This window comes from Rhizobium sp. G21, assembly GCF_014158035.1.
Classification (GTDB): domain Bacteria; phylum Pseudomonadota; class Alphaproteobacteria; order Rhizobiales; family Rhizobiaceae; genus Rhizobium_E.
Genome location: NZ_JACFXW010000001.1, coordinates 98,855 through 124,126 on the forward strand (window position 1 = coordinate 98,855; position 25,272 = coordinate 124,126).

At 62.3% G+C, this 25,272-nt stretch carries 33 protein-coding genes; 27 read left to right on the top strand and 6 right to left on the bottom strand.

Annotated elements, in window-relative coordinates; all coding sequences use genetic code 11:
• Positions 1 to 104 precede the first annotated feature (104 nt).
• The 6 genes from H2O14_RS00555 to H2O14_RS00580 all read left to right on the top strand — a co-directional run bounded on the left by H2O14_RS00555 (position 105) and on the right by H2O14_RS00580 (position 3,947).
• Complete coding sequence (locus tag H2O14_RS00555) at positions 105 to 335, top strand: hypothetical protein (protein WP_182826063.1); 231 nt, start codon at positions 105 to 107, stop codon at positions 333 to 335.
• Positions 326 to 1,039, top strand: a complete 714-nt coding sequence (locus tag H2O14_RS00560) for a tape measure protein (protein ID WP_182826064.1) — start codon at positions 326 to 328, stop codon at positions 1,037 to 1,039. The genes H2O14_RS00555 and H2O14_RS00560 overlap by 10 nt, the downstream gene beginning before the upstream one ends.
• 80 nt (positions 1,040 to 1,119) lie before the next feature.
• A complete protein-coding gene (locus H2O14_RS00565) occupies positions 1,120 to 2,160 on the top strand; it encodes a hypothetical protein (RefSeq protein ID WP_182826065.1) in 1,041 nt (346 codons plus the stop codon).
• The gene (locus tag H2O14_RS00570) at positions 2,061 to 2,663 is read left to right on the top strand and encodes a hypothetical protein (protein ID WP_182826066.1); all 603 of its coding nucleotides are present in this window, start codon (positions 2,061 to 2,063) and stop codon (positions 2,661 to 2,663) included. Before H2O14_RS00565 ends, H2O14_RS00570 begins: the two co-directional genes overlap by 100 nt.
• Positions 2,660 to 3,313 (top strand): hypothetical protein, encoded by a 654-nt coding sequence (locus H2O14_RS00575; RefSeq protein WP_182826067.1) that lies wholly within the window; start codon positions 2,660 to 2,662, stop codon positions 3,311 to 3,313. The genes H2O14_RS00570 and H2O14_RS00575 overlap by 4 nt, the downstream gene beginning before the upstream one ends.
• Positions 3,314 to 3,464: 151 nt before the next feature.
• On the top strand, positions 3,465 to 3,947 hold the full coding sequence (locus H2O14_RS00580) for a hypothetical protein (protein WP_182826068.1): 483 nt from the start codon (positions 3,465 to 3,467) through the stop codon (positions 3,945 to 3,947).
• 38 nt (positions 3,948 to 3,985) lie between these two features.
• On the opposite strand, the gene H2O14_RS00585 is transcribed toward H2O14_RS00580, so the two are convergent.
• Both H2O14_RS00585 and H2O14_RS00590 read right to left on the bottom strand, forming a co-directional pair.
• Positions 3,986 to 4,180: a hypothetical protein gene (locus H2O14_RS00585; RefSeq protein WP_182826070.1), complete on the bottom strand. Its 195-nt coding sequence runs from the start codon at positions 4,178 to 4,180 to the stop codon at positions 3,986 to 3,988.
• A complete protein-coding gene (locus tag H2O14_RS00590; RefSeq protein WP_182826072.1) occupies positions 4,180 to 4,368 on the bottom strand; it encodes a hypothetical protein in 189 nt (62 codons plus the stop codon). Before H2O14_RS00590 ends, H2O14_RS00585 begins: the two co-directional genes overlap by 1 nt.
• Before the next feature lie 116 nt (positions 4,369 to 4,484).
• Between H2O14_RS00590 and H2O14_RS00595 the strand changes: the two genes are divergently transcribed.
• The 15 genes from H2O14_RS00595 to H2O14_RS26955 all read left to right on the top strand — a co-directional run bounded on the left by H2O14_RS00595 (position 4,485) and on the right by H2O14_RS26955 (position 17,464).
• A complete protein-coding gene (locus H2O14_RS00595) occupies positions 4,485 to 4,907 on the top strand; it encodes a DUF6950 family protein (protein ID WP_182826073.1) in 423 nt (140 codons plus the stop codon).
• Positions 4,907 to 7,270 carry a phage tail protein gene (locus tag H2O14_RS00600; RefSeq protein ID WP_182826074.1) on the top strand — a complete coding sequence of 788 codons (2,364 nt, stop codon included), beginning with the start codon at positions 4,907 to 4,909 and terminating at the stop codon, positions 7,268 to 7,270. The genes H2O14_RS00595 and H2O14_RS00600 overlap by 1 nt, the downstream gene beginning before the upstream one ends.
• On the top strand, positions 7,270 to 7,665 hold the full coding sequence (locus H2O14_RS00605; protein WP_182826075.1) for a hypothetical protein: 396 nt from the start codon (positions 7,270 to 7,272) through the stop codon (positions 7,663 to 7,665). The genes H2O14_RS00600 and H2O14_RS00605 overlap by 1 nt, the downstream gene beginning before the upstream one ends.
• Entirely contained in the window at positions 7,655 to 11,164 is a 3,510-nt protein-coding gene (locus H2O14_RS00610) for a hypothetical protein (protein WP_182826077.1), read from the top strand. The genes H2O14_RS00605 and H2O14_RS00610 overlap by 11 nt, the downstream gene beginning before the upstream one ends.
• On the top strand, positions 11,161 to 11,418 hold the full coding sequence (locus H2O14_RS00615) for a hypothetical protein (protein ID WP_182826078.1): 258 nt from the start codon (positions 11,161 to 11,163) through the stop codon (positions 11,416 to 11,418). The genes H2O14_RS00610 and H2O14_RS00615 overlap by 4 nt, the downstream gene beginning before the upstream one ends.
• A complete protein-coding gene (locus tag H2O14_RS00620; protein WP_182826079.1) occupies positions 11,415 to 11,810 on the top strand; it encodes a hypothetical protein in 396 nt (131 codons plus the stop codon). The genes H2O14_RS00615 and H2O14_RS00620 overlap by 4 nt, the downstream gene beginning before the upstream one ends.
• Positions 11,800 to 12,183 (top strand): hypothetical protein, encoded by a 384-nt coding sequence (locus tag H2O14_RS00625; RefSeq protein WP_182826080.1) that lies wholly within the window; start codon positions 11,800 to 11,802, stop codon positions 12,181 to 12,183. Before H2O14_RS00620 ends, H2O14_RS00625 begins: the two co-directional genes overlap by 11 nt.
• Positions 12,184 to 12,254: 71 nt before the next feature.
• Positions 12,255 to 14,024 carry a hypothetical protein gene (locus tag H2O14_RS00630; RefSeq protein WP_182826081.1) on the top strand — a complete coding sequence of 590 codons (1,770 nt, stop codon included), beginning with the start codon at positions 12,255 to 12,257 and terminating at the stop codon, positions 14,022 to 14,024.
• 143 nt (positions 14,025 to 14,167) lie between these two features.
• A complete protein-coding gene (locus H2O14_RS29180) occupies positions 14,168 to 14,551 on the top strand; it encodes a hypothetical protein (RefSeq protein ID WP_409526887.1) in 384 nt (127 codons plus the stop codon).
• Positions 14,542 to 14,805 (top strand): hypothetical protein, encoded by a 264-nt coding sequence (locus H2O14_RS26940; protein WP_246697256.1) that lies wholly within the window; start codon positions 14,542 to 14,544, stop codon positions 14,803 to 14,805. Before H2O14_RS29180 ends, H2O14_RS26940 begins: the two co-directional genes overlap by 10 nt.
• A gap of 26 nt (positions 14,806 to 14,831) precedes the next feature.
• On the top strand, positions 14,832 to 15,008 hold the full coding sequence (locus H2O14_RS00640) for a hypothetical protein (protein WP_182826082.1): 177 nt from the start codon (positions 14,832 to 14,834) through the stop codon (positions 15,006 to 15,008).
• Positions 15,009 to 15,193: 185 nt separating this feature from the next.
• Complete coding sequence (locus H2O14_RS00645) at positions 15,194 to 15,418, top strand: hypothetical protein (protein WP_182826084.1); 225 nt, start codon at positions 15,194 to 15,196, stop codon at positions 15,416 to 15,418.
• A 713-nt stretch (positions 15,419 to 16,131) separates the two neighbouring features.
• On the top strand, positions 16,132 to 16,386 hold the full coding sequence (locus H2O14_RS26945; RefSeq protein WP_246697257.1) for a hypothetical protein: 255 nt from the start codon (positions 16,132 to 16,134) through the stop codon (positions 16,384 to 16,386).
• 11 nt (positions 16,387 to 16,397) lie between these two features.
• Positions 16,398 to 16,895: a helix-turn-helix domain-containing protein gene (locus H2O14_RS26950; protein WP_246697258.1), complete on the top strand. Its 498-nt coding sequence runs from the start codon at positions 16,398 to 16,400 to the stop codon at positions 16,893 to 16,895.
• A gap of 35 nt (positions 16,896 to 16,930) precedes the next feature.
• Positions 16,931 to 17,464 (top strand): ImmA/IrrE family metallo-endopeptidase, encoded by a 534-nt coding sequence (locus H2O14_RS26955; protein WP_312858530.1) that lies wholly within the window; start codon positions 16,931 to 16,933, stop codon positions 17,462 to 17,464.
• Between the two features lie 137 nt (positions 17,465 to 17,601).
• On the opposite strand, the gene H2O14_RS00660 is transcribed toward H2O14_RS26955, so the two are convergent.
• Positions 17,602 to 17,856 carry a hypothetical protein gene (locus H2O14_RS00660; protein WP_182826085.1) on the bottom strand — a complete coding sequence of 85 codons (255 nt, stop codon included), beginning with the start codon at positions 17,854 to 17,856 and terminating at the stop codon, positions 17,602 to 17,604.
• Between the two features lie 136 nt (positions 17,857 to 17,992).
• On the opposite strand from H2O14_RS00660, the gene H2O14_RS00665 reads away from it, so the two are divergent.
• Complete coding sequence (locus H2O14_RS00665; protein ID WP_182826086.1) at positions 17,993 to 18,541, top strand: hypothetical protein; 549 nt, start codon at positions 17,993 to 17,995, stop codon at positions 18,539 to 18,541.
• Between the two features lie 69 nt (positions 18,542 to 18,610).
• Entirely contained in the window at positions 18,611 to 18,790 is a 180-nt protein-coding gene (locus H2O14_RS00670) for a hypothetical protein (protein WP_182826087.1), read from the top strand.
• A 15-nt stretch (positions 18,791 to 18,805) separates the two neighbouring features.
• Here H2O14_RS00670 and H2O14_RS00675 read toward each other — a convergent pair whose 3' ends face one another.
• From H2O14_RS00675 to wrbA, 3 genes are all read right to left on the bottom strand, one after another.
• Positions 18,806 to 19,093 carry a hypothetical protein gene (locus H2O14_RS00675; protein WP_182826088.1) on the bottom strand — a complete coding sequence of 96 codons (288 nt, stop codon included), beginning with the start codon at positions 19,091 to 19,093 and terminating at the stop codon, positions 18,806 to 18,808.
• Entirely contained in the window at positions 19,086 to 19,355 is a 270-nt protein-coding gene (locus H2O14_RS00680) for a hypothetical protein (protein WP_182826089.1), read from the bottom strand. Before H2O14_RS00680 ends, H2O14_RS00675 begins: the two co-directional genes overlap by 8 nt.
• A gap of 466 nt (positions 19,356 to 19,821) precedes the next feature.
• Entirely contained in the window at positions 19,822 to 20,421 is a 600-nt protein-coding gene (wrbA, locus tag H2O14_RS00685) for an NAD(P)H:quinone oxidoreductase (RefSeq protein WP_182826090.1), read from the bottom strand.
• Between the two features lie 217 nt (positions 20,422 to 20,638).
• Here wrbA and H2O14_RS00690 point away from each other — a divergent pair, with 217 nt between their 5' ends.
• The 4 genes from H2O14_RS00690 (at position 20,639) to H2O14_RS00705 (ending at position 25,226) form a co-directional block, all read left to right on the top strand.
• On the top strand, positions 20,639 to 21,406 hold the full coding sequence (locus H2O14_RS00690; protein WP_182826091.1) for a competence/damage-inducible protein A: 768 nt from the start codon (positions 20,639 to 20,641) through the stop codon (positions 21,404 to 21,406).
• An 88-nt stretch (positions 21,407 to 21,494) separates the two neighbouring features.
• Entirely contained in the window at positions 21,495 to 22,325 is an 831-nt protein-coding gene (locus H2O14_RS00695) for a universal stress protein (protein WP_182826092.1), read from the top strand.
• Between the two features lie 111 nt (positions 22,326 to 22,436).
• Complete coding sequence (gene gpt, locus H2O14_RS00700; protein ID WP_182826093.1) at positions 22,437 to 22,934, top strand: xanthine phosphoribosyltransferase; 498 nt, start codon at positions 22,437 to 22,439, stop codon at positions 22,932 to 22,934.
• Positions 22,935 to 23,348: 414 nt separating this feature from the next.
• Complete coding sequence (locus H2O14_RS00705) at positions 23,349 to 25,226, top strand: methyl-accepting chemotaxis protein (protein ID WP_182826095.1); 1,878 nt, start codon at positions 23,349 to 23,351, stop codon at positions 25,224 to 25,226.
• Positions 25,227 to 25,272 lie beyond the last annotated feature (46 nt).

Here is a 25,272-nt window from a genome sequence, read left to right on the forward strand (position 1 = left end):
GGCCGCCTATCTCGAAAGCCAACCGATCGAGGAAAATCGCGACGCGGCCTATGCGGTGACGCTGGCGGCGCTGATGCGCAGCCACGGGGCCGTGGCGGCGGAGGATGGCGAGACGGGGAGCCGGAGGCGGCGCTCCCGCCCGGATCGATTTTTCCGGGATCTGGGGCGCCGCAGCCCTGATGGGCGTGCAGGCTGTCGGCCAGATGTCGCTCGGGCACTGGCTGGCGACGCTGGAGGGCTGGCGCAAAAGCCAGGCCGGGACAAAGGCCGACGCGCCGTCCGATGAGGACTTCGAGCGCGTGCTGGCGCAAAGCGAGGGATTGCCGTGGCATTGAATGAAGAGCGTTTGGTCGCTGTGCTGGAGGCGCGGATCGACGAGTATGAGCGCAAGCTGCGGCGCGCCTCGGCTGTCGGCGACCAGCAGTTCAAGAAGATCGAGACGCGCGGCAAGCAGATGGAGCGGCAGCTGGCGCTGTCGGGCGCGCGCGGGGCGGAGGGGTTGACATCCGGGCTCAAGACGCTGGCGGCGTTGACGGCGGGCGGGGCGGCTGTGGATGGGCTGGTGCGCCTGTCTGATGCTGCGACGCGGGTCGATAATGCGCTCAAGACGGCGGGCCTTTCCGGCGAAGAGCTGGAGCGTATCTATCAATCGCTCTACGCCTCGGCGCTCAAGAATTCGGCGCCGCTCGAAGATCTGACGACGCTTTATTCGCGCGCGGCGCAGGCGCAGAAAGAATTGGGCGCGTCGTCGGCGGAGCTGACGCGGTTCACCGACAATGTGGCGCTGGCGCTGCGGGTGAGCGGCAAATCCGCGACGGAATCGGCGGGCGCGCTGCAGCAGCTCGGGCAGCTGCTGGGTGGTGCGCGCGTGCAAGCCGAAGAGTTCAACTCGATTCAGGACGGCGCGCCGGCGATCCTGCAGGCGGTGGCGGCAGGGCTCAAGGAGGCCGGCGGATCGGTGTCGCGGCTGAAGGCACTCGTCAATGACGGGAAAGTGTCAAATCAGACTTTTTCCGCGCGTTCGAAGCGGGCGCGGTGATCCTCGAAAGCAAGGTCGCCGGGGCGGTGATGACGACCGATCAGGCCTGGCAAAACCTGAATACGGCGTTGATCAACTCCGTGCGCGATTTCAACAATGCGACGAAGGCTGGTGAAAATCTGGCAGGCGGCATCAACCGTCTGGCGCAGGCGCTCAACAGCTTCGACGTAGGCGGGTTCATCGACAAGATTTCCCGCGCGAAGGCTGCGAGCGATGAATGGTTGCGCGGTCTCGGCAATGCGCAGGTCTTCGAGGAGTTGAACCGACTTCTGGGAGTCACCGACCAGAATGGCCAACTGATCAATCCGGATGTCGCGGAAGCTGAAGGCAAGATTGCGGGACTGGAGCGCGAGGTCGATCTGTTGCAAAAGGCGATCGCGCAGAACACAGAGCTGGGCTTCGACAATTCGGCCGCCATTGCGCGGCTTGCAGAGGTGCGAGGGGAGCTCGCACGTCTGCGCGCGGAGGCGCAAGGATTGCCTGCTGTCGTGCAGGGTGTCCGTCCCAGCGGGGAAGTCCTGCCCTTTCCCGGCGACGATCCCAATGGGACCAACGGGCAGATGGGTGGCCCGGCTCTGCGCGGAGGGCGTCGGAATCCGGTAACCAAAGAGGTCGGGCTCGATAAGTCGCTTAAGAAAAATGGAGCCAGCAAGAGCGACGGCTATAAATCGGCGATCGAGGATCTGACGCGGGAAACGGCGGCGTTGGAGCAGAAGCGGGCGGCGCTTGCCAGCCTCAATCCGCTGGCGGCGGATTATGCGCAGCAGGTGGATGCGGTGGAGGTGGCGCAGCGGCTGCTGACGGAGGCGCAGGAGGCCGGCAAGGCGGTCGGAGCCGAGCTATCGGATGTGCAGCGGCTGTTGACAGGCGACCTGACCGGCCTGACGCCGGCGGCGAAGGCGCAGGCCGAGGCAATCCGCGAGGTGGCGCTCGCCAATGCGGCGGCGACAGCGAGCTATGAGGCGCTGCAAAAAAGCAGCAGGACGCGGCGCAGGCGGCGGAAAAGGCGGTTCAGGACCGGGTGTATTTCCAGAAGAACCTGGTCAGCTCCGGCCTCACCGATATCCGCTCGGCGTTCGAGGACGGCGAGATCACGGCGCAGGAATGGGGCGACGTGCTGATCTCGACGCTCGATCGGGTGGCGGCGAAACTGCAGGAGAGTTTTGTCGACAGCCTGTTCGACGGCGGCGGGTTGCTGTCGACCTTGCTCGGCGGCGTAGCTACGACGGCCGGCAGCGTGGGCGGCGGCGTCACGGCGTCCGCCGGCAATGCGCCGCAGGTCGGCCGGACGGCTGCGGCGCTGACTGCGCCTGCGACGTCGACACCGTCGACACTGGCGCGGACGCGGAGCATTACGGCAGATGTCGGCGCTGTCCCGCAGGTCAGTCCGGCCGCCGCCAGGCTGGCTGCGCCTGCGCCGTCGACGCTGGCGCGGACGCAAAGCGTCGCGGTCGATGTCGGCGTCGGCATCGACGACGACGGCAAGTTATACGCCAAGGTGAAAAACATCGCGCAAAACGAGGGGCGGCAGGCGGCGGCGCAGGGGATCGGGATCTACCGGGCGAACCAGTTTCACGCCGATGTGCAGGCCCATCTCGCCCGGCCGCGCGTGAGGGGCAAATGACCACGTTGCTCTATACGCAGGCCGAATTCTTTCGGCGCATCCGGTTCGCCGAGCGGCCGTTCTTCAACTTGCTGCCTTATCGCAGGGAGTCGATGGATGGCGGCGGCAATGCGATCGGCAACCGGCGCGGTCAGCCGAAATGGACGTTTACGGTGCGGACGGCGGGCGGGCGGCATGACGCGGATCTGGAGATCGCGGCGCAATGCCGGGCGCTGATCGGGCGCAATGCCGGGTTTCTCGCCTATGATCTCCGGCGGCCCTGGCCGGCGGCCGATCCGGGTGGCGATACGGTGTCTGGCTATGGAGGCACGATACGCGTCAACGCCAAAGGCAGCGACAATCGCAGCCTGTCGCTCAAAAACATGCCGATCGCGCCGTTGTCGGTCGGGGACATGATCGCGGTCAAGAATGACGACGGTTACCGGCAGATCCTGAGCGTGGCCGAGGCCGCCGGCGTCAACAGTTCTGATACGACCAGTCTGTTTCAGGTGCAACCGTTCTTGCCGTCCTGGGTTCAGGTCAACGATGAGGTGACGCTGTTTCGCGCCTCGATGATGTTCAGAATTCTGGCCGACAGTTTTTCGCCGCCGACAGGATCCGGCAACACGTCCGGCGGGCTGAGCTTTACCGCGATCTCGGTGTCTCGATGAGAGTCTATTCGACGGCGACGACGAATTATCGCGCCGCGCTGCGCGATTTCTGGCCGGTGCATCTTTTGTCGTTCCGGGTGCGGGATCGCGAAACGGGCGCCGGCGTCTGGGGCATTTTTCGACGCGCGACGAGGACGAGGAGATCGCCGTCGTGGATCCCGACACCGGCAATACGGTGCTGCGCAGCTATTTCGGCGGCGGGCATATCGTCTCGGTCGATCCGATCGTGCGCTATGAGGGCGTGTCGATCCGCAATGTCAATGTGCGGATGTCGGCGGTATCCGACCAGGTGCGCGAGATGCTTTACGGCTATGACGCGCGCGACGCGCATGTCGAATGGCATATCGGCGAGATGGAGGAAGCGACGGGGCTGCTGGTCGATACGCCCAATCTCGAATTCGAGGGGTTGGTCGACGAGGCCAGTCGGGCGGACAGTCCGCTGTCGATCTGGGCGCAATCGCCGCCGGTCTCCAGCAGCGATTTCACACTGTCACTTGCGCCGTGGCATTCGGTGCTGCAGCGGGCCAATCCGGCCAAGCGCACGCTTGCGGTGGGGCAGGAGCGTAGCGGCGATGGGATCTATCGCTATGCGGATGCGGCGCATCGGTGGAACGATCTGACATGGGGAAAATGATGGCGCCGGCTGCGCCATCCGGTTTACTCGGCCGGGGTTTACTCGGCCGGCTCGCTTTCGACCGAAAGGCCGGCTTCAAGGGCTGCGCAGGCGAGGGCGATGTATCGCTGGATCGGCCGCTTTTCTTCTTCATAGAGCTGCGGTTGGTTGCGTCCCAGACCAAGCGCGTCGGCGGCCTGTGAACGGTTGAGGTTCATCCGCTCACGCCAGGCGCGGAATTCGGCGCCGGTCATTACTGGGCGTCCGCAATGTTGACGACACGGCGCTCAAGGCCCTTGGCGGCTCGTTCCGCAGCTTCGTAGCTTTTGTGCTTGCTAAGCACAGTACCGATGCTGTCGCCGCGAGGGGAGACGGTTGCCCATTGAAAGCCTTTGGCAATGAGTGCGGCGCGGTCTTCCTCGTTGCGGATGTTCATAGCCATTGTCTTGCTCCTTGTTTTTGGCGTCATCGCCGTTTCGTGAGATGAATATGCACTGATCCGTGCATGTCGTCAAGATTAAAATGCACTGATCCGTGCATATTTTTATCGAGGGATATATGAGCATATCTCGCGTCGGATGGCCTCATGACTGGCGGTCGCGGCTGATCGCCTTTCTCGAAGCGCGCGAGCGGGCCGGCTTTGCATGGGGCGCGCGCGACTGCCTGATGATGACGGCCGATGCGCATGTGGCGATGACGGGGCGTGATTTCGCCGCCGCCTATCGCGGTCGCTACCGCAGCGAAAGCGGGGCGGCGCGGATGCTGCGCCGCAATGGCTGCGCCGATATGCGCGACGCCGCCAGGCGGTTGCTGCGCGAGATCGCGCTCGTCGATGCGACCTGCGGGACGATCGGGCTGACCGAGCAGGAGGGCCGTTGGGGCATGGGTATTTTCTGCGGGCCGTATTTTTACGTGCAGTCGTCCGATGGGCTCGGCATCCTGCCGCGCTCGGCGGCGGCTCTGGCTTTCGAGGTCGACTGATGCCGGCATTGTTTGCGCCCCTGGTGGCGGGGCTCGGGATTACCGGCACGGCGGCGACGGTGGTGTCGTCGGCGCTCGCGCTGGGCGCGACGACGGCGGCGCAATATGTGATCGGCCAGGCGACGGCGCAAAAGCCGGAGAGCGGGACGAAACTGCAGGCTGTCGGCGGCGGCACGGTCAATCAGTCGATCCTGCTTGCCGAGAAAGAAACGGCGGGATCGCTGATCTATCGCGGCTCATACGGCTATGAAAACAGGACGCCCAATTCGCATCATGTGCGGGTCTATGCCTGTTCGGACGCGCCTGTCGACGGGATGATGACGCATGTGTGGGCGGATGGCGGCAAGCGGGCGCTGGGCGAGACGGAGGAATATGAGGGCTATCCCGTGCCGTATTTCGCCGAAGACGGCGCAAACCGGCTGTGGATCAAGGTGCTGACCGGATCGCAGACCACGGCGAACAGCTATCTGCGGGCCAAATTCGGCGCCGATCCGACGCGGCCCTGGATGGAGGATATGATCGGCCGGAAACGGGTGATCGTGATTGTGACGCAGCGGCTCTATAAAAAGAAGCCGCGCGGGCTGATCGACTGTCTGTTCGTTTTTCGCGGCATGCCGGTCTATGACTGGCGGCAGGACAGCACAAACGGCGGATCGGGGTCGCAGCGATGGGGCAGTGAGGCGAGTTATGCGCTCCGCCGCAATGCGATCGTGCTGGCCTATAATATCGCGCGAGGGGTGATGGTGGCCGGCGAGGTCATCTATGGCGGCCCGAATTTTCCGGCGCGGCGATTTGATCGCGACAGCTGGACGGCGGCGGCGAATAATGCCGACGAGGATCTCGCGCTTGCCGGCGGCGGAACGATCAAGCGCGGCGCGGCCGGGGCGGAAGTCAGTCTCGACGAGGAGCCGTTGACGGTGATCGAGCGGCTGCTGGCCTCGGCGGGATACAGGATGGTGATCTCCGGCGGGGTGATGAAACTCGCGTCGATGGCGGCGGGCGCCAGCGTGATGTCGTTCACCGACGCCGACGTTGTGGTGACCGAAGAGGCGACGCAACGGCTTTTTCCGGCCCGCGAAGACATCGCCAATGTGATCACCGGAACCTATACGTCGCCCGACGACGCCGGCGAGCCGAAGCCTTTCCGCGAGCGCTCGCGCGCGGCCTATGTGGCGGAGGATGGCGGCGAGCGGCGGGCGCGCGAGCTGAACCTGCCTTATGTGCGGCATGGCGTGCAGGCGCAGAAGCTGGCGTCGCTGGCGCTGAACGACAACCGCCGTTTCCGCAGCCATGTGGTCTATCTGCCGTCGATCGCGCGCAAGCTGGAGCCGGGCGACGCGGTCACCTTCACCAGCGACGATTACAGCTATTCAGCCAAAAAGTTTTTGCTCGGCGACGTGGTGCTGAACGATGACGGGCTGGTGTCGGCGGCGATCCGCGAGGCGGATGCGACGGATGCGGATTTTCCGACCTCCGACCAGCAGCCGGAAACGGTCGGCGTCTATGGCGACATCGTGGCCGATACGCAGGTCGCGACGTTTACGGCGTCGCCGGCGACGGTCAAAAACGCGAGCGGCAAGGCGCGGATCCCGGCGATCCGGCTTGAATGGCCGACGAACGAAAACGACGTCGACAGCCGGCTGATGCGCTATTGGGTGCGGCGGCTCGGCGACGAGGAGATCGTTGCGTCTGGCCGGTTCGATTTCGAGGACGGCAAGGGGCTGATTTCGGGCGGGTTGCTCGATGCCGGCGTCTATCAGGTGCAATGCCAGATCACGCCGTTTTCGGATCGCGATACGGATCGCAGCGGCTGGGTGACGGTGGCGGCCGGGTCGGTGAAGGGGCGGGCAAGCCGGATCGCCAGCAGCGATTTCGGCGTGCGGCTGCGCAAATCGCCGGCGCTCAACTGGTCCGGCGATGTGATCGGCACGGGCTATACCGAGACCATAGCCATCACCAGCCCGATCCGTGTGAGCAATGACGACGCCGAGCCGGTGCGGCTGCAATTCTCCGGACGGTTGCGCAACGCCTTCGTCGATGACGGATCATCGGGCGACGGCGCGAGCTATGTGATTTCGGTGCTGAAAGTGCAGGCGCGCGCGCCCGGCTCGCCGACCTGGCGGGATATCCGTAACGGCAAAACGCTCAAGGTCGAGAGCCGGGCGACCGGCCGGCAGAATATCAAGGCGGCGCAAAAGGTCATTCGCGACGTGTTCACGCATTTTCCCGGCAAGAAAGACGGCGGGTTGTGGCTCTACCGGGTGACGCTGTCGGTGCGCCACAAACGGGGGCAGGGGCGCAGCTGGGACCGGGCGGCGGTGCTGGCGGGCGCCGTGCTGGGCGCGAGCTGGGAGCGCGACTGATGGGGATGATCAGCATCTATCAGACATCGGACGGGCGGATCCTGCGGACCGATGAGATCGGCGAGGACGAAACGCCCGACCTCGAAACCGGCGAAGCCTATCTCGACGGGGAATATGACGGGGCGCAATATTACGTGGTCGCCGGCGTCGCCACAGATCGGCCTCAGCTGGTGGACGACGACGACATCCTGACGCTGCCGGCGGATGGCGTCACGGTGCTGACGATCCCGCTCATCAATGGGACGACGGTGTTTTACGGCGACACGGAGACCGTGTCATCAGGCAGCGAGAGCCTGCAGGTGCGCAGCGCGATCACGGGCGATTTCGTCTTTCAGATCTCGCCGCCCTGGCCCTATGTCGAGGCCGAAATCACGGTGACATCCGATGCTGTTTGATTTTACCAAAAAGCCGGCGCCGACAGGGTTTTCGGTGACGGCGAAGCCGTTCGGCAATGTCGGCCAATGGAGCGACGTGGCGGATGCGCTGCACAGTTTCTACCGGCTGTATCGCTATGAGAGCGCGGCGGATGCGACGGCCGACGTGGGTGGCGCGGTCGCGGCGGAGACGCCGCGGCTCAAGGTGCGCGACGACGCCGGCCTGACCATCGGCCATGTCTATGGCTATCGGGTGGCGAGCGTCGACAGCTATGACAATGAGAGCCTCAAGAGCCTGGTCGACACGGCGACGGCGAAAGTCGCTGATGACGCCGACGTCGATCTGACGGGCACGCTCGCGGAAGTGTCGACCGAGATCGGCGCGGCGGTGGCGGCGGAGGCGGCGGCCAGGGCTGCGGCGGTGGCGGCGGAGGCCGAGGCGCGCGCGGCGCGGGATGTCGCCGTCTATCAGGATCTCCGGGCGCAAAGCGAGGTCGCCGCCGAAACCGCATCCTATCTGATCGAAGTGGCGATGATCGCGGCAGACGCGCAGCAGACGCTGCGGCGCGAGGTGACGACGCAGGCGAACAGCGATCGGTCGACATTTTCCGAGCAGATCAATCAGGCGGTCGCGGCGAATTCAGCGCTGGTGTCGCGCACGACGACGCTCGAAGCGGAGACCGCGTCGCTCGCCTCGACCATACAGGATATCGAACTCGCTTATGTGGCCGCCGACGAGGCGCTGGCGCAGACGATCGAGTCGGTGGCGGTCGGCACCAATACGCAATTCGATCCGTCGGTGATCTGGTATTTCGACGCGGATATCGAGGGATGGGCGGGCAACGGGACGCCTGCAGTCGTCGACGGCTATTTGATCCCGGCGACGCATGGCTCCGACCCCTATGTTACCAGTCCGGCCGGGCTGGCGATCGCCGGCGGCAGCTACCGGCAGGTGCGCGCGCGGGCCAAGAGGACGGGCGCGCCGACATGGGAGGGCTGGCTGTGGTGGAAGGGCTCCGGCGATACGACCTGGGACAGCAGCCGGCGCGTGAGTGTGACCGAGCCTGCCTGGGACGGGGCGGGGTTCGGCGAGATCACCGTCAATGCCGGCTGGACCGGCACGATCGCACAGATCCGGCTGGACCTGACGACGACGTCGGACGCCTCCAATCTGGTGGCGCTGGATTGGGTGTCGATCGGTCGACCCTCGCCGGGCGCGAGCTCGGCGGCATTGACGGCGGAGCAGACGGCGCGGATCTCGGCGGATGCGGCGCAGGTCGGTCAGATCACCTCACTGACCGGCCGCATGACTTCGGCGGAGAGCGGCATCACCGGGGCGGTTGGCGGGCTCTCGGCGCTGACGGGGCGGGTGGAGACGACCGAAGACGCGATCACGGCGCAGGCTGCCAGGATCGACGGCGTCGAAGCCTTGCTCGACGACAAGGCCAGCGTGACGGCGCTCGACACGCTGGCGGCCGAGGTGACGGCGTTCGGCGGCGCGGATGGCGTTTCCAGCATCGGCCAGGCGACGCGGACGATCCGCAACGAACTCGATTTGGCGGCGTCCGAGGCGATCGAGGCCAGTGTGGCCGATTTCCTGGCGCGCGCCGATCTGCGGGCGGCGGAGGCTCTGGCGACGCAGGGGCTCAACACGCGGATCGACGTGACGGATACGTCGCTGATCGTGCTGTCGGAAAGCGTGACCAGCCTTTCGGCGACGGTGGCCGGCAAGGCGTCTACGTCGTCGGTGGAGACGCTGACGGGCCGCGTGACGGTGACGGAGAGCGGGATCGACGCACTGAACGAGGCGGTGACCGCACTCGACACGGAGGTCGACGGCAAAGCCTCGACGTCGTCGGTAACGTCGCTCGGTAATCGCGTGACGACGGCCGAGGGAGGCATTACGGCGCTCAACAGCGCGGTGACGGCGCTGCAGACGGACGTCACGGGCAAGGCGTCGACGTCGTCGGTGACGTCGCTTGGCAATCGGGTGACGACGACCGAGAGCGGCATCACGGCGCTCAACAGCGCGGTGACTGCGCTGCAAACGGACGTCACGGGCAAGGCGTCGACGTCGTCGGTGACGTCGCTCGGCAATCGGGTGACAACGGCCGAGGGAGGCATTACGGCGCTCAACAGCGCGGTGACGGCGCTGCAGACGGACGTCACGGGCAAGGCGTCGACGTCGTCGGTGACGTCGCTTGACAATCGGGTGACGACGACCGAGAGCGGCATCACGGCGCTCAACAGCGCGGTGACTGCGCTGCAAACGGACGTCACGGGCAAGGCGTCGACGTCGTCGGTGACGTCGCTCGGCAATCGGGTGACGACGGCCGAGGGAGGCATTACGGCGCTCAACAGCGCGGTGACGGCGCTGCAGACGGACGTCACGGGCAAGGCGTCGACGTCGTCGGTGACGTCGCTTGGCAATCGGGTGACGACGACCGAGAGCGGCATCACGGCGCTCAACAGCGCGGTGACTGCGCTGCAAACGGACGTCACGGGCAAGGCGTCGACGTCGTCGGTGACGTCGCTTGGCAATCGGGTGACGACGGCCGAGGGAGGCATTACGGCGCTCAACAGCGCGGTGACCGCCCTCGACACGGAGGTCGACGGCAAAGCCTCGGCGTCATCGGTGACATCGCTCGGTAATCGCGTGACGACGACCGAGGGCGGCATTACCGCGCTCAACAATGCGGTGACATCGCTGACGACGACGGTGGCAGGTAAAGCCTCGGCGTCATCGGTGACGTCGCTCGGCAACCGGGTGACGGAAACGGAGGAGGAGGGAATCCAGAGCCTGGCCGCTGCGACGACGGAGCTGTTTGCCGGCGACGACGAGGGCAATGTCGCCTCGGCGCGGTTTCGCATGGTGGCGGTGGGTGGCCCGACGGGGTGGGTGCGGCTGGCGCTGCAGATCCGGGCGCAATCCGACGACGACTGGCGGCAGGCCGGATTTTACATGGAGGCCCGCAACGACGGCACGGATTCGCGCATCGTCAACAGGGCGGATCGCTATGTGCTGATGGATGGCGACGGCGTGACGAGCGCCGTCTATCGCGTCTCCGGCGGGGTGATCTATCTCGGCGAGGTCAATATTTCCGACGCCATCATCGGAAACCTGCAGGTGCGGCGCGCGAATATTCCGGACGGCGAGCTGACGGCGGCGAAGATCAGCGTCACCCGGCTTTCGGCGATCTCGGCTGTGCTGGGCAATGTCGATATTTCCGACGCCGACATCGGCACACTGACAGTCAATAACGCCAATATCGAGAGCCTCAACGGCGTCAAGCTGGTCAACCTGACCGTCGACACCGACAAGATCAAGAACGGCGCCATTACCGAGGTCGACTCGATCGCGCAGTTTTCCGACCTGGTGCAAAGCAACAGCAACCCGGCGGCGCATACGATCACGCTGGCCAATCCCGGCTCGTCGACGGTGTTCGTCTGGCTGGAGCTGCCGATCAGCCTGTTCGTGGAGGCGGGGGAGGCGACGGCGCGCCGACCGAGGGGCGCATGACCGCGACCTTCTCGCTGATCCGCAACTATGGCGAAAGCAACGATTACACTCTGTTTTCAAGGACATTCAGCCTGCGCGCGCAGGGCGGCGGCAGCACAGACTCCGCCGGCGAGACTATCCGCCTGCTGGTGGCCGATATCGCCGCGCCGGCGAACGCCAGCTACCGTTTCAAATCGACCTTCAGCAATCTCGAAGGCACGCGGACGGGCGGCGTGTCCGGCGGGCGCATCAAATTCGGGTATCCCAAAAAATGATCCATGTGACCTTTTACGACAGCAACGGGCGGATCACGCGGCAGAAGAGCTGCGGCGACGAGGACGATCTCGCAGCATTGACGCCTGCGGGCGGCGGGGTCTGGCTCGACTATCTCGACGACGATCTGTGGATGTTCGTCGAGGGCGCGCCGGCACTGCGGCCGGAGATCGCGGCGAGCGCCGAGTACGAGATCGCTGCGGATGGCGTCGACGTCATCGTCATCGCCCTGCCGGCGGGCACGATGGCGGCCTGTGACGGGCGGGCCGTGGTGACCGAGGCGGAGGACGATCTCGTCTACACCACGACCATAGCCGGGACGCATGAGCTGACGCTGACGCCGCCCTGGCCGTGGCGGCAAAAAACGGTGCGGGTGAACGCTCATGCGCTTTGACCACAGACCCTCGACGGAGGCCCTGCTGGCGGCGATCGACGCCGAGCGCGATCGGCGGCTGGCGGCCGGGTTCGTTCATGATTTCGGCGGCGCGATCGGGGCGCATCGGATCGCCACGACGCCTGCGGATCTCGACGGCTGGGCGCGCGTGACGGCGCTGGCGCAGGCGATGATGCTGGCCGGCGACGACAGCGCGTCGATCGAGATCGTGACCGAGACGGGGGCGGCGCGCGTGACGCCGGCCCAATGGAATGCGGCGATGCTGGCGTGGCGTCGCGAGCATGAGCAGCCGATCCTGCTCGCGGCCATCCGGCTGCGCGCGATGAGACCCCCGCCGCAAGACGCGGCATTGCCGGCGCACTGGCCGGCCTGACCTGACCCTATCGAGACGAGACGCGCCGCCCGGCCTGCCGGAGCGATGGCGCATGACCTGTGGAGAGACAGATGGCGCAGCAGCCGACCTATAATGACGGCACGGTGACGGTGGGGGCGGGCGGCACGACCGTGATCGGCGTTGGCACGCAATTCAACGTTTACCCCAGAGTAGGCGACTATTTCTGGGCGCAGGGGCGCTCGGTGAGGATCGCGGCAATCGCCAACGCGACGCAGCTGACGCTGGCTTATGGCTGGCCGGGCGAGGCGATCACCAACGGCAATTACGAGATCATTTATACGCCGGCGCAGCAGGTCGCGCAGGCGAAGACGACGGCGCTCCTGGGGCAGCTGTCGAACGGCAATCTGTCGTCGATCGCGGCGCTGACGACGGCGGCGAACAAGCTGGCTTACTACAGCGCGCAGGGCGTAGCGGCGCTGGCTGATTTCAGCGCGTTTGGGCGCACGCTGCTCGACGACGCCGATGCGGCGGCGGCGCGGACAACGCTGGGGCTGGTGCTGACATCAAGCACGACGGACACCACCGCGGGGCGAGTCGTGAAAGTGGCCGACTTCGGAATCGGCACGCCGCTAACGGCGGCATCCGGTGTGGATTTTTCGTCCTACTCGACGTCGGCCTCATTTGTGCACAACCCGTCAACCTCGAACGTACCTGCAGATCTGCCTGGCAGTGGAGAGAGTTGGTATGGTTTCAGCGTTAACACCCTAGGCGGCGCTCGCGGAGCCCAATTGCTTGTCGGGCACAATTCGGGGCGAATGTTCTGCAGAGGACATGTCGGCGGCACCTACGGCTCTTGGTATGAGAGCGTCGATACGACCAGATCGCAGACGCTGACGAATAAAAAGCTCGACGATGCGACGACGACCATCATCGACAACAGTGACGCCACGAAAATCGGGAAGTTCGAGCTATCCGGCGTTTCGACTGGAACGACGCGCACGTTGACGTGGCCAAACACTTCCGGAGCAATCATGCTCAGGGAGGCGTTTGAAACGCTGACCGGCCTCAAGACGAAAACACTATCCAATTCCACGACGACGACACAATACGACTCCTGGACGCCGACTGATTATGGCGCTGGGAAGCCCGCCTTGGGCGTCGTGAAGAAGAGCACCGCAGATCTTTGGGCGCTCGAGCTGTGGGATGGGGCCAGTATCGCCGGAACGATCATGGTCAACAGCGGATCGTTCCGCGCAACCGGCGCATACTCCACCACGACAGCGAGCGCGGCTAATGCGAATATTGCTTCGGATGGCACTGTCGCTCGATCAACATCTTCGGAACAGTATAAAACCGGCATTGAGCCCATGTCCGACGAGTGGGCGGACACCATCCTCGACATGGAGCCGATCTACTACCGATCCACCTGTGAAATCGACAATAGCGCATGGAGCTGGTGGGGACTCAGCGCCGAGGCGGTCGCGGAGATCGATCCGCGGCTCGTACATTGGCGAACGCATCAAATTGTGCATGAGCCGCGCCAAGTCGAGCGCATTGAGACGGAGCAATATATCGAGCGGGTCGAGACGCATTATGAGCCCCAGCTTAATGAGGCCGGGCAACCGCTTGATCTACCCGAATACAGGGCAGTGGAAGTTCCGATCTATGGAACGCGAGAGGTGACGCGCATTGAAACGGTGGTTGAAACGACAGCCGTGCCGCTTGAAACTCCGGTTCCGGAAGGCGTCGCCTATGAGCGCCTGACCTGCCATCTCATCAGCGTCGCCAAACGCGAAAACGCGAACGCGCGGCGCGGCTGTCGATCGAGGCGCAACTCGCCAACCTCGCCGCCCGTGTGGCGGCGCTGGAGGTCTGACTAACGCTCGCGCCAAAGCCACCAGCCGGCGGCGACCAGCGCCAGTGCATTAACGACCGTCGTGGTCGCATCGAACATCTCAAACATCACGCGCCCTCACGCCTGCAACAGGCAGAATAGGCCGCATTTTCCAGAAAGGAAAGATCAATGGACCGCTCGAAACTTTTCGACACGGTGCGCGACCCGCTGTTCGGCGGGCGCTTTGCGCAGCCGCAGGTGGATGGCATCGACGCCATTCTCGACGCCTGGGACGAACAGGGGCTGAGCGATGCGCGCTGGCTCGCCTATATGCTGGCCACGGCCTATCACGAAACCGGGCGGCGCATGGAGCCGGTGGAGGAAAACCTCAACTATTCGGCTGTCGGCCTGCGCAAGACGTTCCCGAAATATTTCCCGACCGACGCGATCGCCTTGCCTATGCGCGCCAGCCGCAGCGCATCGCCAACCGCGCCTATGCCAACCGGATGGACAATGGCGACGAGGCCTTGGGCGACGGCTGGCGGTTTCGCGGGCGCGGCCTGGTGCAGCTGACCGGCCGGCGGAATTACGAGATCTATGGCGTCGCCAATCGGCCCGACATCGTGCGCGAGCTGGATTTCTCGGCGCGGATCCTCGTGCTCGGCATGCGCGACGGCGTGTTCACCGGGCGCAAGCTGGAGCACTACATCACCGGCTCGCAATGCGACTATGTCGGCGCGCGCGCCATCATCAACGGCAAGGACAAAGCCCGTGAGATCGCGGCTTACGCCCGCGTCTTCGAACGCGGCGCGGCCAAGACGCTGTAGGCCAAAACCCTCAAAGGAGAATCGAGATGAAAACCTATTCGAAAGCGATTGGGGCGGCGATCGGCGGCGGTCTGGCGGGCACGGGCGTGAGCATCGCCGCGCTGCCGGAGGGCTCGCCCTGGTACGCCTATGTGCTGATGGCGCTGGTGACGACGGCTGTGCCGGCGCTCATCACCTATTTCGCGCCGCAGAACGCCAAGTGACCTACATTTTGTTGCAAGTTATCGCAGTGTTTTAATCCTACAGTCGCGCCCAGAGCCAACGCGCAGAAGCCTACATAGCCCACAAATTCATGCTTGGAGGTTGATGTTCTTAATGCAAGATAATTATCTTGACAACCAAAGCATTTCAATGATGTTGCAGTCTCTTGAGCTAACAGGAGGTAGAGATGAAACTTTCAAGCGCCGATCATAACAATATGGATAAGTTGCTTGGTAATATTCTCGATGCGCATGCCAGTGGAAAAGTGACGCGCGGTGAAGCAATTGGCGTACTGGCGCACATTATTTCAGCGCTTGCTATCGAGAATCCGCAGGAATTTAATAATTGGATTTCCGATCCGGCGGTGTTCGAAAGATGGCTGAACGATACCTCGCAACATCGTCGCTCTTAAGTTTCGGATGTTGCGTTCACTATAGATAAAATCAGCAATTTTCTAAAAAATGTAAATGGCAGCATGTTGCCACTTACAAGGGATGCGCGCGGAAATGTCCGCGTGTCACTCTTGTCCGACACGTCGAATATGATTCCGATTCTATACTTGTTAAGACGTGTCGGGCCAGTGAACACGGTAGGAACTTGGTGGCTATGTAAGTCGTCTTGTATGGCGGGGCCGCGGTTGGCAATTGTCCTCTTATCCGGCATGGCTGGTGTATCCTGCAGAGGCTGCTGAGAATATCGCTTGCCATGTTGATTTTTTTAACCTACTGGTAGGTTGAATAAATCGACATGGCAAGGATCAGTTATGATTGTTGAGACACGGGTGCTTCGTGAGGAAGCGGACATCGACAAGCGATTGGGCGAGCTTGGCCTGGATCGGCGGCGTCTCCTTGAAGTCAGAGATGTGGCAAGGGGCGCTGCATCGAATGCCACGCCATTCCATCCCGTTAATGCAGCTGGAACGTTTTCTTATCAAGAGGGCTCATGGGCCATGCGGGACAGGTTTGTAGGCGATGAATGGGAAATCGACCGTTCCGAGGGCGTTGAAGCAATTAAAAATGAACGCCGTGGTCTTCGAGTAGTATTTTCAAATGTCGACATTGCTTCCCATGATGAAAAAAGCCAAAGCCGCGTTCGCCCAAAGGAGCGGGAGCGGAGCGCGCCTGCATGGGCAACCTTTTTGGTGCCGACTTGCCCGAATATGCTAAATTCAACAGTGAAGCTGTTCCCACCTATTTTTTGATGGTGGACGAACGTGGAGCAGCAGAGCTTACGCGACCAGTGGTTGAAGGAAGGACTTTTAGTGCCTACATTGAGCGCATCTACCTTTCGGATGGTGCGGATATGGAGCTTGACAAGCTTCTCCTCGATGATGGAGACCGCGCTGATGATTTTGATCCAATGGTGGTGGCGCGTAAATAGCAAGAAATACCATGTTTAATAGTAAACGGCTTGTCCTAGCTCGAACACGTCGACGTCTCACAGCAAAAGGTCTGGCAGATCTAACTGATTTATCGGCGATGACGATCACTCGCCTAGAGAAGGGAGAAAACAGACCCGATCCTTCGACGGTTGAGAGGATTGCCAAGGCAGTCGGCTATCCAGCGGCCTTTTTCTACGGTGATGATCCCGAAGAGTTGAACATCGCGGCCGTCAGCTTTCGAAGCCTCACGAAAATGAGCGCCAAGGAGAGGGATGCTGCATTGTCTGCTGGCGCTTTGGGTCTGCAGTTGAGTGACTGGGTTGAAAGACGTTTTTCTTTGCCTTCCTCAAATCTGATCGATCTTAGCTACGAGACGGATGTCGAAGCAGCGGCGAGGTCTCTTCGTCAACATTGGGGGCTCGGCGAAAAACCTGTTGGCAATGTCATTGGTCTCTTGGAGGCTCAGGGTGTTCGGGTTTTTCGCTGTCGGAGAACACCAGGACTGTAGATGCGTTTTCGTTCTGGCGAGATGATAAACCCTATGTGTTTCTGAACAATTTTAAAACTGCAGAACATAGCCTTTTCGACTCAGTTCATGAACTCGGTCATTTGGTTCTGCACCAACACGCTGGACCGCAAGATCAGTCGCGAGCAGCTGAAAGAGAGGCTAATGCCTTCGCGTCGGCGTTTCTTATGCCGGCAAATGACGTTAAAGCGCGTGCTCCTCGCTTCATTGACGCGAATGTTGTCATCAAATTGAAAGGCAGGTGGCGGGTTTCCGCCATGGCGATGGCTTATCGACTGCATGCTTTGGAGCGGCTGACGGAATGGCAATATAAATCGATATGCATTGAGCTTGGCAAGCGTGGATACAGATCAGGCGAACCCAATGGTATAGAGCGTGAAGCTTCAATCGTTTGGAGGAAAGTCTTGGCGCAGCTGTGGCAGGATCGCACAACCAAGAATGACGTTGCTGCTGAACTAAAGATTCCGCTGGATGAGCTGGAAGGTTTAATTTGGGGTGTTGCGAGCACGTCCGTTACCCCGCCAGGTAAGCGATCGCTTCATTTAATTTAGTATAGCCCGCATACTCCCCAAAATTACTCGCAGGATCAATTTTTTGATCACATTCTTGGATATCAACGAGTGGTGTCTTACGTTCAGGTTTCTCCGCCAGTTACTCCAATCGGAAATTTTGTATTTGCAGGCATACGTTAATCCCATTGATGCTTACGGAGGGCGGTCAAAATATCCGCGTCCGTTTTTGCGTTGGCCTCGCGCTGCAACATGAGGTTCTCCGCGACGGAGATGATGGCCGCCAACGATTCTGCGCCGCCCCAGCCAGCCGCCTCGGCGGCGTCGACAAGCGCGATAACGCCAGCCTCGATCTGCGCCTCGCATTCCAGTAACCGGTCGGGGTGATCCTGCGGCAGGCGCGGCGAGCTCATGGGCGGCGAGTTGGTCGTCATTGGTCAAGTGCTTCTTATGGTGAAGGAAACGAGGGCCGGGACTTATTCAGTCCTCGCCCTCAATGCCATCGGGCGATGTAAACGGCGCGTCGAGGACACGACCTTTATCAAGCCATAAAAAGTTGATCTTGCCTATATGAAGAAGTCGGTGACGCTAAACTTATGCAGCATCATAGTAAATTCCGGAAATGCCAACGTGAATTGCGGCTTTCACGGGCGCGTGTTTTGTTTTCTACATCATCCTCAAAGGCGAGCCATGACTTTCGAGCAAGACCGTATCCAATCTCTCATTCTCGATCGGCTGACGCAGATCGACAGCCGGATGAACCGGATGGAAGAGAGGATGGATGACGAGAAGGATGCGGCGAGCGAGAGCCGGCGGCGCATGTATGATCGCCTTGAGCAACAGGGCTCGACGCTGATCACGGTGTCGCACCGGATGGAAGGACTGGAAAAGGCTGTGGCCGCCGACAGTGTAACGCTGTCGGATTTTCGTGAGACGCGCGCCAAGGCGGCGGCGGCGGGATGGGTCGGCGGCTGGCTGTGGCGCACGGGAAAGTGGCTGTTGGCCGGGGCGGCGGGGCTTTACGCCATGCGCCAGGACGTGGCCAGCTGGTGGCACTGGTTTATCGGGAGGTGGGGATCGAAGATCCATTCGCATAAAGTTGATGTTTTAAATCAATAGTAGACGCTAGGTTGCGTCGAGAGTATATCTGTTCTCCATATTGAAATGCGACGTTTTGTGGGGGACGTAATGGTCATTTCGCATAGTTATCTCGCCTCTCAATTGCGGCCTTTTCTCGAAATCGCAGGCCAGATGGATGATGTTTTCCCGGCTTATGCGCTCAGCATGCTCATCGAGCATTGTGACGATGTGGCAATGAAAAAGCCGATCCGGTGCGGGCAGGGGCGAGATTTGCGCCCTATGTGCTGACGCCTCCGGAGCGCCTCACCTAACCAGATCTTCATTGCTGAGGCAGCGCCGTCGCGCCTCTTCGAAGGCCGCCTCGACCGCTAGCGCGGCCGTCTTCTTGCTCACCTCAAAGCCGGCAATTGCCACACCGCTTGCCGTGTAGCGATCATCGTTCATGTGCCATTCCCAGCGGCCTTGCTGCGGACCATAATCGAGGCGGCGGATACGGCCGAAAACAACGCCATCGGGATCTTCGGCCTTGAAATCATAATGGGCGCTGACGAAGGTGCGCGACCAGGCGTGCTTAAGTCTGACCTCAGTCATCGCCCATCAACGCGTTGACGATCGCCTGCGCCTCCTCCGTCAGATCATCCGGATCGCCAACGCCGCCTGCGGCGTGACCGAGTGTGAAGAGCTTGCGCATGGCGGCGCGCGCTTCGGCGCGGCTCATCAAGTGACGCTGCAGATCAGGCGCGGCGGCGCGCGCCATCCTTTCCCAAAGCTCCATCGCCGCGCGCGGCTCCATGCCGGCGGCCTCGATCATGCCATCCGTGGCGTCGATCGGCAAAAGCATCCATGCGGACATCGTGCGCCCCTTTGTTCACTTTGCGTTCTCGTATCGCAAAGGACGCAAGGAGTCGAGCCGGTATGGCAATCATCGTATATCTTGGCGCAGATTGGATAGGCACTGCGCGCGAGGCCGTGTGACACGCGCCCTTGAAAAAGCTGATCGTTCTCGAAGCTTCCCAAGCTGTATATGAGCTCTTTAAAGCCGATATTTCAGCCGCAAATTGTTGTGCAAACAGGCGGAAAAATGCATCCAAATGCATCCGTTTCCGCTAGGCCGTTGTGTACGATAACGTAATTAAATCAAGGGTCAGATGGAATTTTAAGTCCCTTGCGTCTACCAGTTCCGCCATGTCCGCAGGGTAGCCTATCCCGCCTAACCCGGCGGCGGGATTCGTTCAAGAGGGACTTGTCCACGCTTGGAGCCACGGCGCGAAAAAGGGCGACGCGCGCGCCGCCCTTCCCATGATGATCTCGATTCGTGATCAGGCGCCGAGCTTGGCGGCGAGCTTCGCGATATGGGCGCCCTGGAACTTCGCGCCTTCCAGTTCCACTTCGGACGGCTGGCGGGAGCCGTCGCCGTCGGTGATCGTGGACGCGCCGTAGGGCGAGCCGCCCTTGACGGCGTCGACGCCCATCTGACCGGCGAAAGCGTAGGGCAGGCCGGCGACGACCATGCCGTGATGCAGCAGAGTCGGGATGAAGCTCAGGATTGTGGATTCCTGGCCGCCATGCTGGGTGGCCGACGAGGTGAACACGCCGCCGACCTTGCCGACCAGCTTGCCCTGGAACCACAGGCTGCCGGTCTGATCCCAGAAATTACGCATCTGCGAGGCGACCGAGCCGAAGCGGGTGCCGGCGCCGACGATGATGGCGTCGTAATCGGCCAGCTCTTCGGCCGTGGCGATCGGAGCGGCCTGGTCGAGCTTGAAATGCGCGCCCTTGGCGACGTCTTCCGGAACCAGTTCCGGAACGCGCTTGACGGTGACGTCGGCGCCGGCGGACTTCGCGCCTTCGGCGACGGCGTAGGCCATCGTCTCGATATGGCCGTAAGAGGAGTAGTAGAGCACGAGAACCTTTGCCATTGTGGCGTCCCTTCGTTGTCTGAGAAAAATTCGACACCCGTTATATAGGCGGATCGTCTCGTTCTGGCAGCATGGCAATTTGCGGCTTGAGTGTTCTCTATTGTTGAACAATGGAGGTTTTGTGAAACCGATTTCCTTTACGCCGCGTCGACGCGCCCGGCTTGACAGGCGATAAACGCAGGCCCAGTTTGCCCCCATCTTCCCGGAGACTCTGATTATGACCCATACAGACATCGTGACGGCCGCCATGCTGGCGATCGGCGACGAACTCCTGTCCGGACGAACCAAGGACAAGAATATAGGCTATCTCGCCGACATGCTGACGTTGAACGGCGTCGACCTCAAGGAGGTCCGCATCGTCCCGGACGAGCAGGACGAGATCGTCGCGGCGCTGAATGCGCTGCGGGCGAAATACGACTATGTCTTCACCTCCGGCGGCATCGGCCCGACCCATGACGACATCACCGCCGACGCCATCGGCGCGGCCTTCGGCGTGCCCGTGGCGCATGAGGAAAAGGCGATGGCGCTGATGGCCGCCATGTATGCTGCACGCGGGCTCGAGTTCAACGAGGCGCGCCAGCGCATGGCCCGGCTGCCGGTCGGCAGCGTTCATATCGACAATCCCGTCTCGACCGCGCCCGGCTTTTCGATCGGCAATGTGCATGTGATGGCGGGCGTGCCCAATATCTTCCAGGCGATGCTGGACAATGTGCTGCCGACGCTGCGCACCGGCGCGAAGATGCTGTCGCGCTCGACGCCCTGCAATTTCGGCGAGGGCGACATCGGCGGTCCGCTGACGGCGGTGCAAAAGGCCCATCCGGACACGGTCATCGGCTCCTATCCGAAATTCGACGGGCAGCGCTATTCCACCGACATCGTGGTCAGGGCGCGGAGCGCCGAGGCGCTCGAGGCGGCGGTCGCGGCGGTGCAGGCGATGCTGGCCGAGGTGGCCGCCCGGCGCGAGGCGAAAGCCGACACGGATTGAGGCGGCAGGATTGACCTTGATCAAGGTTGGGCGGAACTTTGCGCCTATTGTCGACTTGAAACCGTGAGAACAACGACGGGAGGCTCCTATGCCCATCAAGACGATCGCAGTCGTATTGTCCGACCCCAAGACCGCCCAGGCGGTAACCAGCGCCGCCATCGGCGTGGCGCGAAAGGAGAGTGCTCATCTGATCGGCCTTCATGCGGAGATCGTCGATCCGCCGCCGATCATGACGCCTTTCGACCTGCCGGATTCCTCGATCATCGCCAGCCTCTATGAAGCGGCAGGGGAGCGGCGCAAAGCCATCGAGGCGATGTTCAACGAAGCGACGGCGCGTGAAGGCGTCTCCGCCGAATGGCGCGCGAGCCGGGGCACGGGCGTTATGGCGTCGCAGGCGCTGATCGATTCCTGCCGTATCAGCGATCTCGTCATCGCCAGCCAGCCGGCCTCCGACCGGGTTGGCGATGTCGACGAATTGCTGTTCGAGACGGGGCGGCCCGCGCTGTTCATCCCCTGGATCGACCAGCCTGTCGCCGGCTTCAACCGGGTGCTGGTCGCCTGGGACGGTTCACGCGAGTCGACACGGGCGGTGTTCGACGCCATTCCGCTGATCAAGGATGCGGCCGAGATCGAACTTTTCTCCGTCGATCCGCAGGAGACCAATTCCAAGAGCGCGGTGCTGACAGGGGCGGATCTCGCCGAGTCGTTGGCCCGTCACGGTTTGAAAGTGACCACGAACACGCAGGATTCCGAACGCGTGGCCATTTCGGCGGTTCTCGAGAACCGCTGCACTGATTTCGCCGCCGACCTGCTGGTCATGGGCGCCTATAGCCATGCCCGCATTCGCGAACGGCTGTTCGGCGGCGTCACCCAGATCATCCTGGAATCGATGACGGTGCCGGTCTTCATGTCCCGCTGATCGGCGATATGAGGGTTTTGTCGGGGATCAAGGCCGCCGCGCACTTTACGGCGCGGCGGCAACTCGGATAATGGCGCGACAGATCTTCCACCTTCCATCCGAGGACATTCCATGTCGCTGCCTGAAAAAGCTTTCCCCGTTTCCTGGGATCAATTCCATCGCGACGCCCGCGCGCTCGCCTGGCGGTTGGCGGGGCAGAACAAGCCGTTCAAGGGCATCGTCTGCATCACCCGCGGCGGTCTCGTTCCTGCTGCGATCATCTCGCGCGAGCTCAATATCCGGCTGATCGAGACGGTCTGCGTCGCGTCTTATCACGACTATGTCAATCAGGGCGACATGAGCGTTCTCAAGGGCATCGCCGAACCGCTGCTGGAAAATGGCGGCGAGGGCATGCTGGTGGTCGACGATCTCACCGACACCGGCAAGACAGCCGCCGAAGTCCGCGCCATGCTGCCGAATGCGCATTTCGCCGCCGTCTACGCAAAACCGAAGGGCGTGCCGATGATCGACACTTTCGTGACGGAAGTGTCGCAGGACACATGGATTTATTTCCCTTGGGATATGGGCTTCACCTATCAGGAGCCGATCGCCAAGGACCATCGCGGCTGACCTCGATCGACTATCGGCAAAACAACAACCGCTCGCGCTGTCGGCCGCGAGCGGTTTTTAGTTCGTCACGTGGCGGGAGGCGTGGTGCGTATCGCGGACGCCGAACCCATGAAATCACGGTCGTCGAAAGGGTGTGCTGACCTGGTCAGTCGCCACTGACGATTGATAATATTTTTCGCTAAATTGTTCCATTTCTCACGATATTTTTCGTTTTCTCGGCGCTTAAACGTCATTTTTGCGAAAATTGTCCACCGCGATAAAATCAATCGGCGCGTGTTTCATGGTTTGTTAATATAGCGATTGTAGGTTTGGCCTGCAAAACACGCAAGGCAGCCATGCATTCTTGCCATGAGGGCAGGCGAATGAGGCGAAATCTCCCGGCGTTTTCCGGGAGGCGCTCAATGAGGTCCCTCCATGACGCTATTCCGCAATCTCTCCCTGACCGTCAAGCTGTCGGCGCTGATCGTGGCGATCAACGCCGTGGGGCTGGCGGGGCTCGCCGTCAATACCTGGCGTCAAGAAAGCGCCCAGATGCTGTCGATGTCGGAGCGGGGTTGGATCAAGGATTCCGAACAGTTTGCGACGCTCGCGGCCGGCGGTGTCAAATGGGGCAAGGCGTCCGTCGTCCAGGAAGCCTATGCGCTCTACCGGGACAATGCGGGCCTCAACCTTACCCAATTTACCGCGCTCAACGCGAGCGGCGCTCCGGTCGACGCCTGGGTGAGACCGGACAGCGTGACGTCCTTGACCCCGGAAGATATCGCCGCGCTGGCGAAGCAGGGCGCGGAGACATCCGACGTGAGCCATGCGCGGGTCGCCGATGGACTGGTGGCCGTCGCCTCTCCATTGCCGCTCGACAAGAAGGGCAAGCCGCAAGGCGTGGTGGTGACCGTCTGGTCGGCGGAGGCCATTTTCGCCGAAGCGCGCAACAAGGCGCTGATTGCGCTCGGCATTCAGTCGGCGGTCATCATCCTGGCCATCGGCGCTTTCCTGTTCGCCATGCGTCGGCTGGTGGGCGCCCCGCTCGCCTCGATCGGCGACCGGATATCGCGCCTGCAGGCCGGCGACCTCGATACGCCTGTGATCCATCAGGATCGCAGCGACGAGATCGGGTTTCTCGCCAGGGCGCTGGATCAATTCCGGCAGCAGGCCATCGAAAAGGTCCGCCAGACCGAGGCGTCCGAACAGCAGCGCCTCAACATCGAAGCCGAACGTCGACACAACGCCGAAGCCGAGAGGCAGTCGTCGCACCGGCAGAAGGCGGTGGTCGACACGCTCGCCACGGCGCTCGGCAAGCTCGCCGACGGTGATTTCAGCATTCGTCTCCACGATCTCGGCGCGGATTTTTCGGATGTCCAACGCGACTTCAACCGCATGATCGAAGCCGTGGCCGACGCCATCGACAACATCAAGCGCGTCTCCGTTGCGGTAGAGAACGGATCGCAGGAACTCGCCAATTCCGCCGAGCAGCTCGCCAAGCGCACCGAGCAGCAGGCGGCTGCTCTCGAAGAGACGGCGGCGGCGCTGTCCGAAGTCAGTTCGACGGTGGATCTCACCGCCCGCAGCGCCGAAACCGCGGTGCGCATGGTGGAGGACGCCAGAAGCGACGCCCATAATTCGGCCGTCATCGTCCGCGAGGCGATCGGCGCCATGGACCAGATCCAGACTTCGTCGAGCCAGATCGGCAAGATCATCGGCGTCATCGACGAGATCGCCTTCCAGACCAATCTTCTGGCGCTCAATGCCGGCGTCGAGGCGGCGAGGGCGGGCGAAGCGGGCAAGGGCTTTGCGGTGGTTGCGCAGGAAGTGCGCGAACTCGCCCAGCGCTCCGCCAACGCCGCCAAGGAAATCAAGCAGCTGGTGACGATGTCGAGCGCGGAAGTGTCCAACGGCGTCAACCTCGTCAACCGCACGGGGGATGCGCTGGTGACCATCGAAGAGCGCGTCAACGGCATCACCCATTCGATCCAGGCGATGGTCCAATCCTATCAGAGCCAGGCGCATGGGCTGCGCGAAATCAACGGCGCCATGAACCAGATGGACCAGACCACGCAGCAAAACGCCGCCATGGTCGAGGAAACGAGCGCCGCCTGCCACGATCTGCTCAGCCAGAGCCGCGCCTTGCAGGCCGGCGCCCAGCGCTTCCGCATCCGTGAGGCGGCTCCTGCGCCGCGGCAGGAGAAGAAGCAACTGGGGGCGGATGTCGCGCCTGCTCGTCGGCCGGCGCCGGCAAGGTCGGTGCGGACTGCGACAGCCGTGGCGCCGGTTGCGGATTCCTGGGAAGAGTTTTGAGATTTACATGCGCACGAAACCGTGCGGGGCGAAAGGAAAGGGCGAA

Excerpts from the sequence above, each read along its gene's own strand:
- H2O14_RS00555 (WP_182826063.1), top strand. The coding sequence starts at position 105 with ATGGCGAGACGGGGAGCCGGAGGCGGCGCTCCCGCCCGGATCGATTTT.
- H2O14_RS00575 (WP_182826067.1), top strand. The coding sequence starts at position 2,660 with ATGACCACGTTGCTCTATACGCAGGCCGAATTCTTTCGGCGCATCCGG.
- H2O14_RS00585 (WP_182826070.1), bottom strand. The coding sequence starts at position 4,180 with ATGACCGGCGCCGAATTCCGCGCCTGGCGTGAGCGGATGAACCTCAAC.
- H2O14_RS00590 (WP_182826072.1), bottom strand. The coding sequence starts at position 4,368 with ATGGCTATGAACATCCGCAACGAGGAAGACCGCGCCGCACTCATTGCC.
- H2O14_RS00595 (WP_182826073.1), top strand. The coding sequence starts at position 4,485 with ATGAGCATATCTCGCGTCGGATGGCCTCATGACTGGCGGTCGCGGCTG.
- H2O14_RS00600 (WP_182826074.1), top strand. The coding sequence starts at position 4,907 with ATGCCGGCATTGTTTGCGCCCCTGGTGGCGGGGCTCGGGATTACCGGC.
- H2O14_RS00605 (WP_182826075.1), top strand. The coding sequence starts at position 7,270 with ATGGGGATGATCAGCATCTATCAGACATCGGACGGGCGGATCCTGCGG.
- H2O14_RS00610 (WP_182826077.1), top strand. The coding sequence starts at position 7,655 with ATGCTGTTTGATTTTACCAAAAAGCCGGCGCCGACAGGGTTTTCGGTG.
- H2O14_RS00615 (WP_182826078.1), top strand. The coding sequence starts at position 11,161 with ATGACCGCGACCTTCTCGCTGATCCGCAACTATGGCGAAAGCAACGAT.
- H2O14_RS00620 (WP_182826079.1), top strand. The coding sequence starts at position 11,415 with ATGATCCATGTGACCTTTTACGACAGCAACGGGCGGATCACGCGGCAG.
- H2O14_RS00625 (WP_182826080.1), top strand. The coding sequence starts at position 11,800 with ATGCGCTTTGACCACAGACCCTCGACGGAGGCCCTGCTGGCGGCGATC.
- H2O14_RS00630 (WP_182826081.1), top strand. The coding sequence starts at position 12,255 with ATGGCGCAGCAGCCGACCTATAATGACGGCACGGTGACGGTGGGGGCG.
- H2O14_RS29180 (WP_409526887.1), top strand. The coding sequence starts at position 14,168 with ATGGACCGCTCGAAACTTTTCGACACGGTGCGCGACCCGCTGTTCGGC.
- H2O14_RS00640 (WP_182826082.1), top strand. The coding sequence starts at position 14,832 with ATGAAAACCTATTCGAAAGCGATTGGGGCGGCGATCGGCGGCGGTCTG.
- H2O14_RS00645 (WP_182826084.1), top strand. The coding sequence starts at position 15,194 with ATGAAACTTTCAAGCGCCGATCATAACAATATGGATAAGTTGCTTGGT.
- H2O14_RS26945 (WP_246697257.1), top strand. The coding sequence starts at position 16,132 with ATGGGCAACCTTTTTGGTGCCGACTTGCCCGAATATGCTAAATTCAAC.
- H2O14_RS26950 (WP_246697258.1), top strand. The coding sequence starts at position 16,398 with ATGTTTAATAGTAAACGGCTTGTCCTAGCTCGAACACGTCGACGTCTC.
- H2O14_RS00660 (WP_182826085.1), bottom strand. The coding sequence starts at position 17,856 with ATGACGACCAACTCGCCGCCCATGAGCTCGCCGCGCCTGCCGCAGGAT.
- H2O14_RS00665 (WP_182826086.1), top strand. The coding sequence starts at position 17,993 with ATGAAGAAGTCGGTGACGCTAAACTTATGCAGCATCATAGTAAATTCC.
- H2O14_RS00670 (WP_182826087.1), top strand. The coding sequence starts at position 18,611 with ATGGTCATTTCGCATAGTTATCTCGCCTCTCAATTGCGGCCTTTTCTC.
- H2O14_RS00675 (WP_182826088.1), bottom strand. The coding sequence starts at position 19,093 with ATGACTGAGGTCAGACTTAAGCACGCCTGGTCGCGCACCTTCGTCAGC.
- H2O14_RS00680 (WP_182826089.1), bottom strand. The coding sequence starts at position 19,355 with ATGTCCGCATGGATGCTTTTGCCGATCGACGCCACGGATGGCATGATC.
- wrbA (WP_182826090.1), bottom strand. The coding sequence starts at position 20,421 with ATGGCAAAGGTTCTCGTGCTCTACTACTCCTCTTACGGCCATATCGAG.
- H2O14_RS00690 (WP_182826091.1), top strand. The coding sequence starts at position 20,639 with ATGACCCATACAGACATCGTGACGGCCGCCATGCTGGCGATCGGCGAC.
- H2O14_RS00695 (WP_182826092.1), top strand. The coding sequence starts at position 21,495 with ATGCCCATCAAGACGATCGCAGTCGTATTGTCCGACCCCAAGACCGCC.
- gpt (WP_182826093.1), top strand. The coding sequence starts at position 22,437 with ATGTCGCTGCCTGAAAAAGCTTTCCCCGTTTCCTGGGATCAATTCCAT.
- H2O14_RS00705 (WP_182826095.1), top strand. The coding sequence starts at position 23,349 with ATGACGCTATTCCGCAATCTCTCCCTGACCGTCAAGCTGTCGGCGCTG.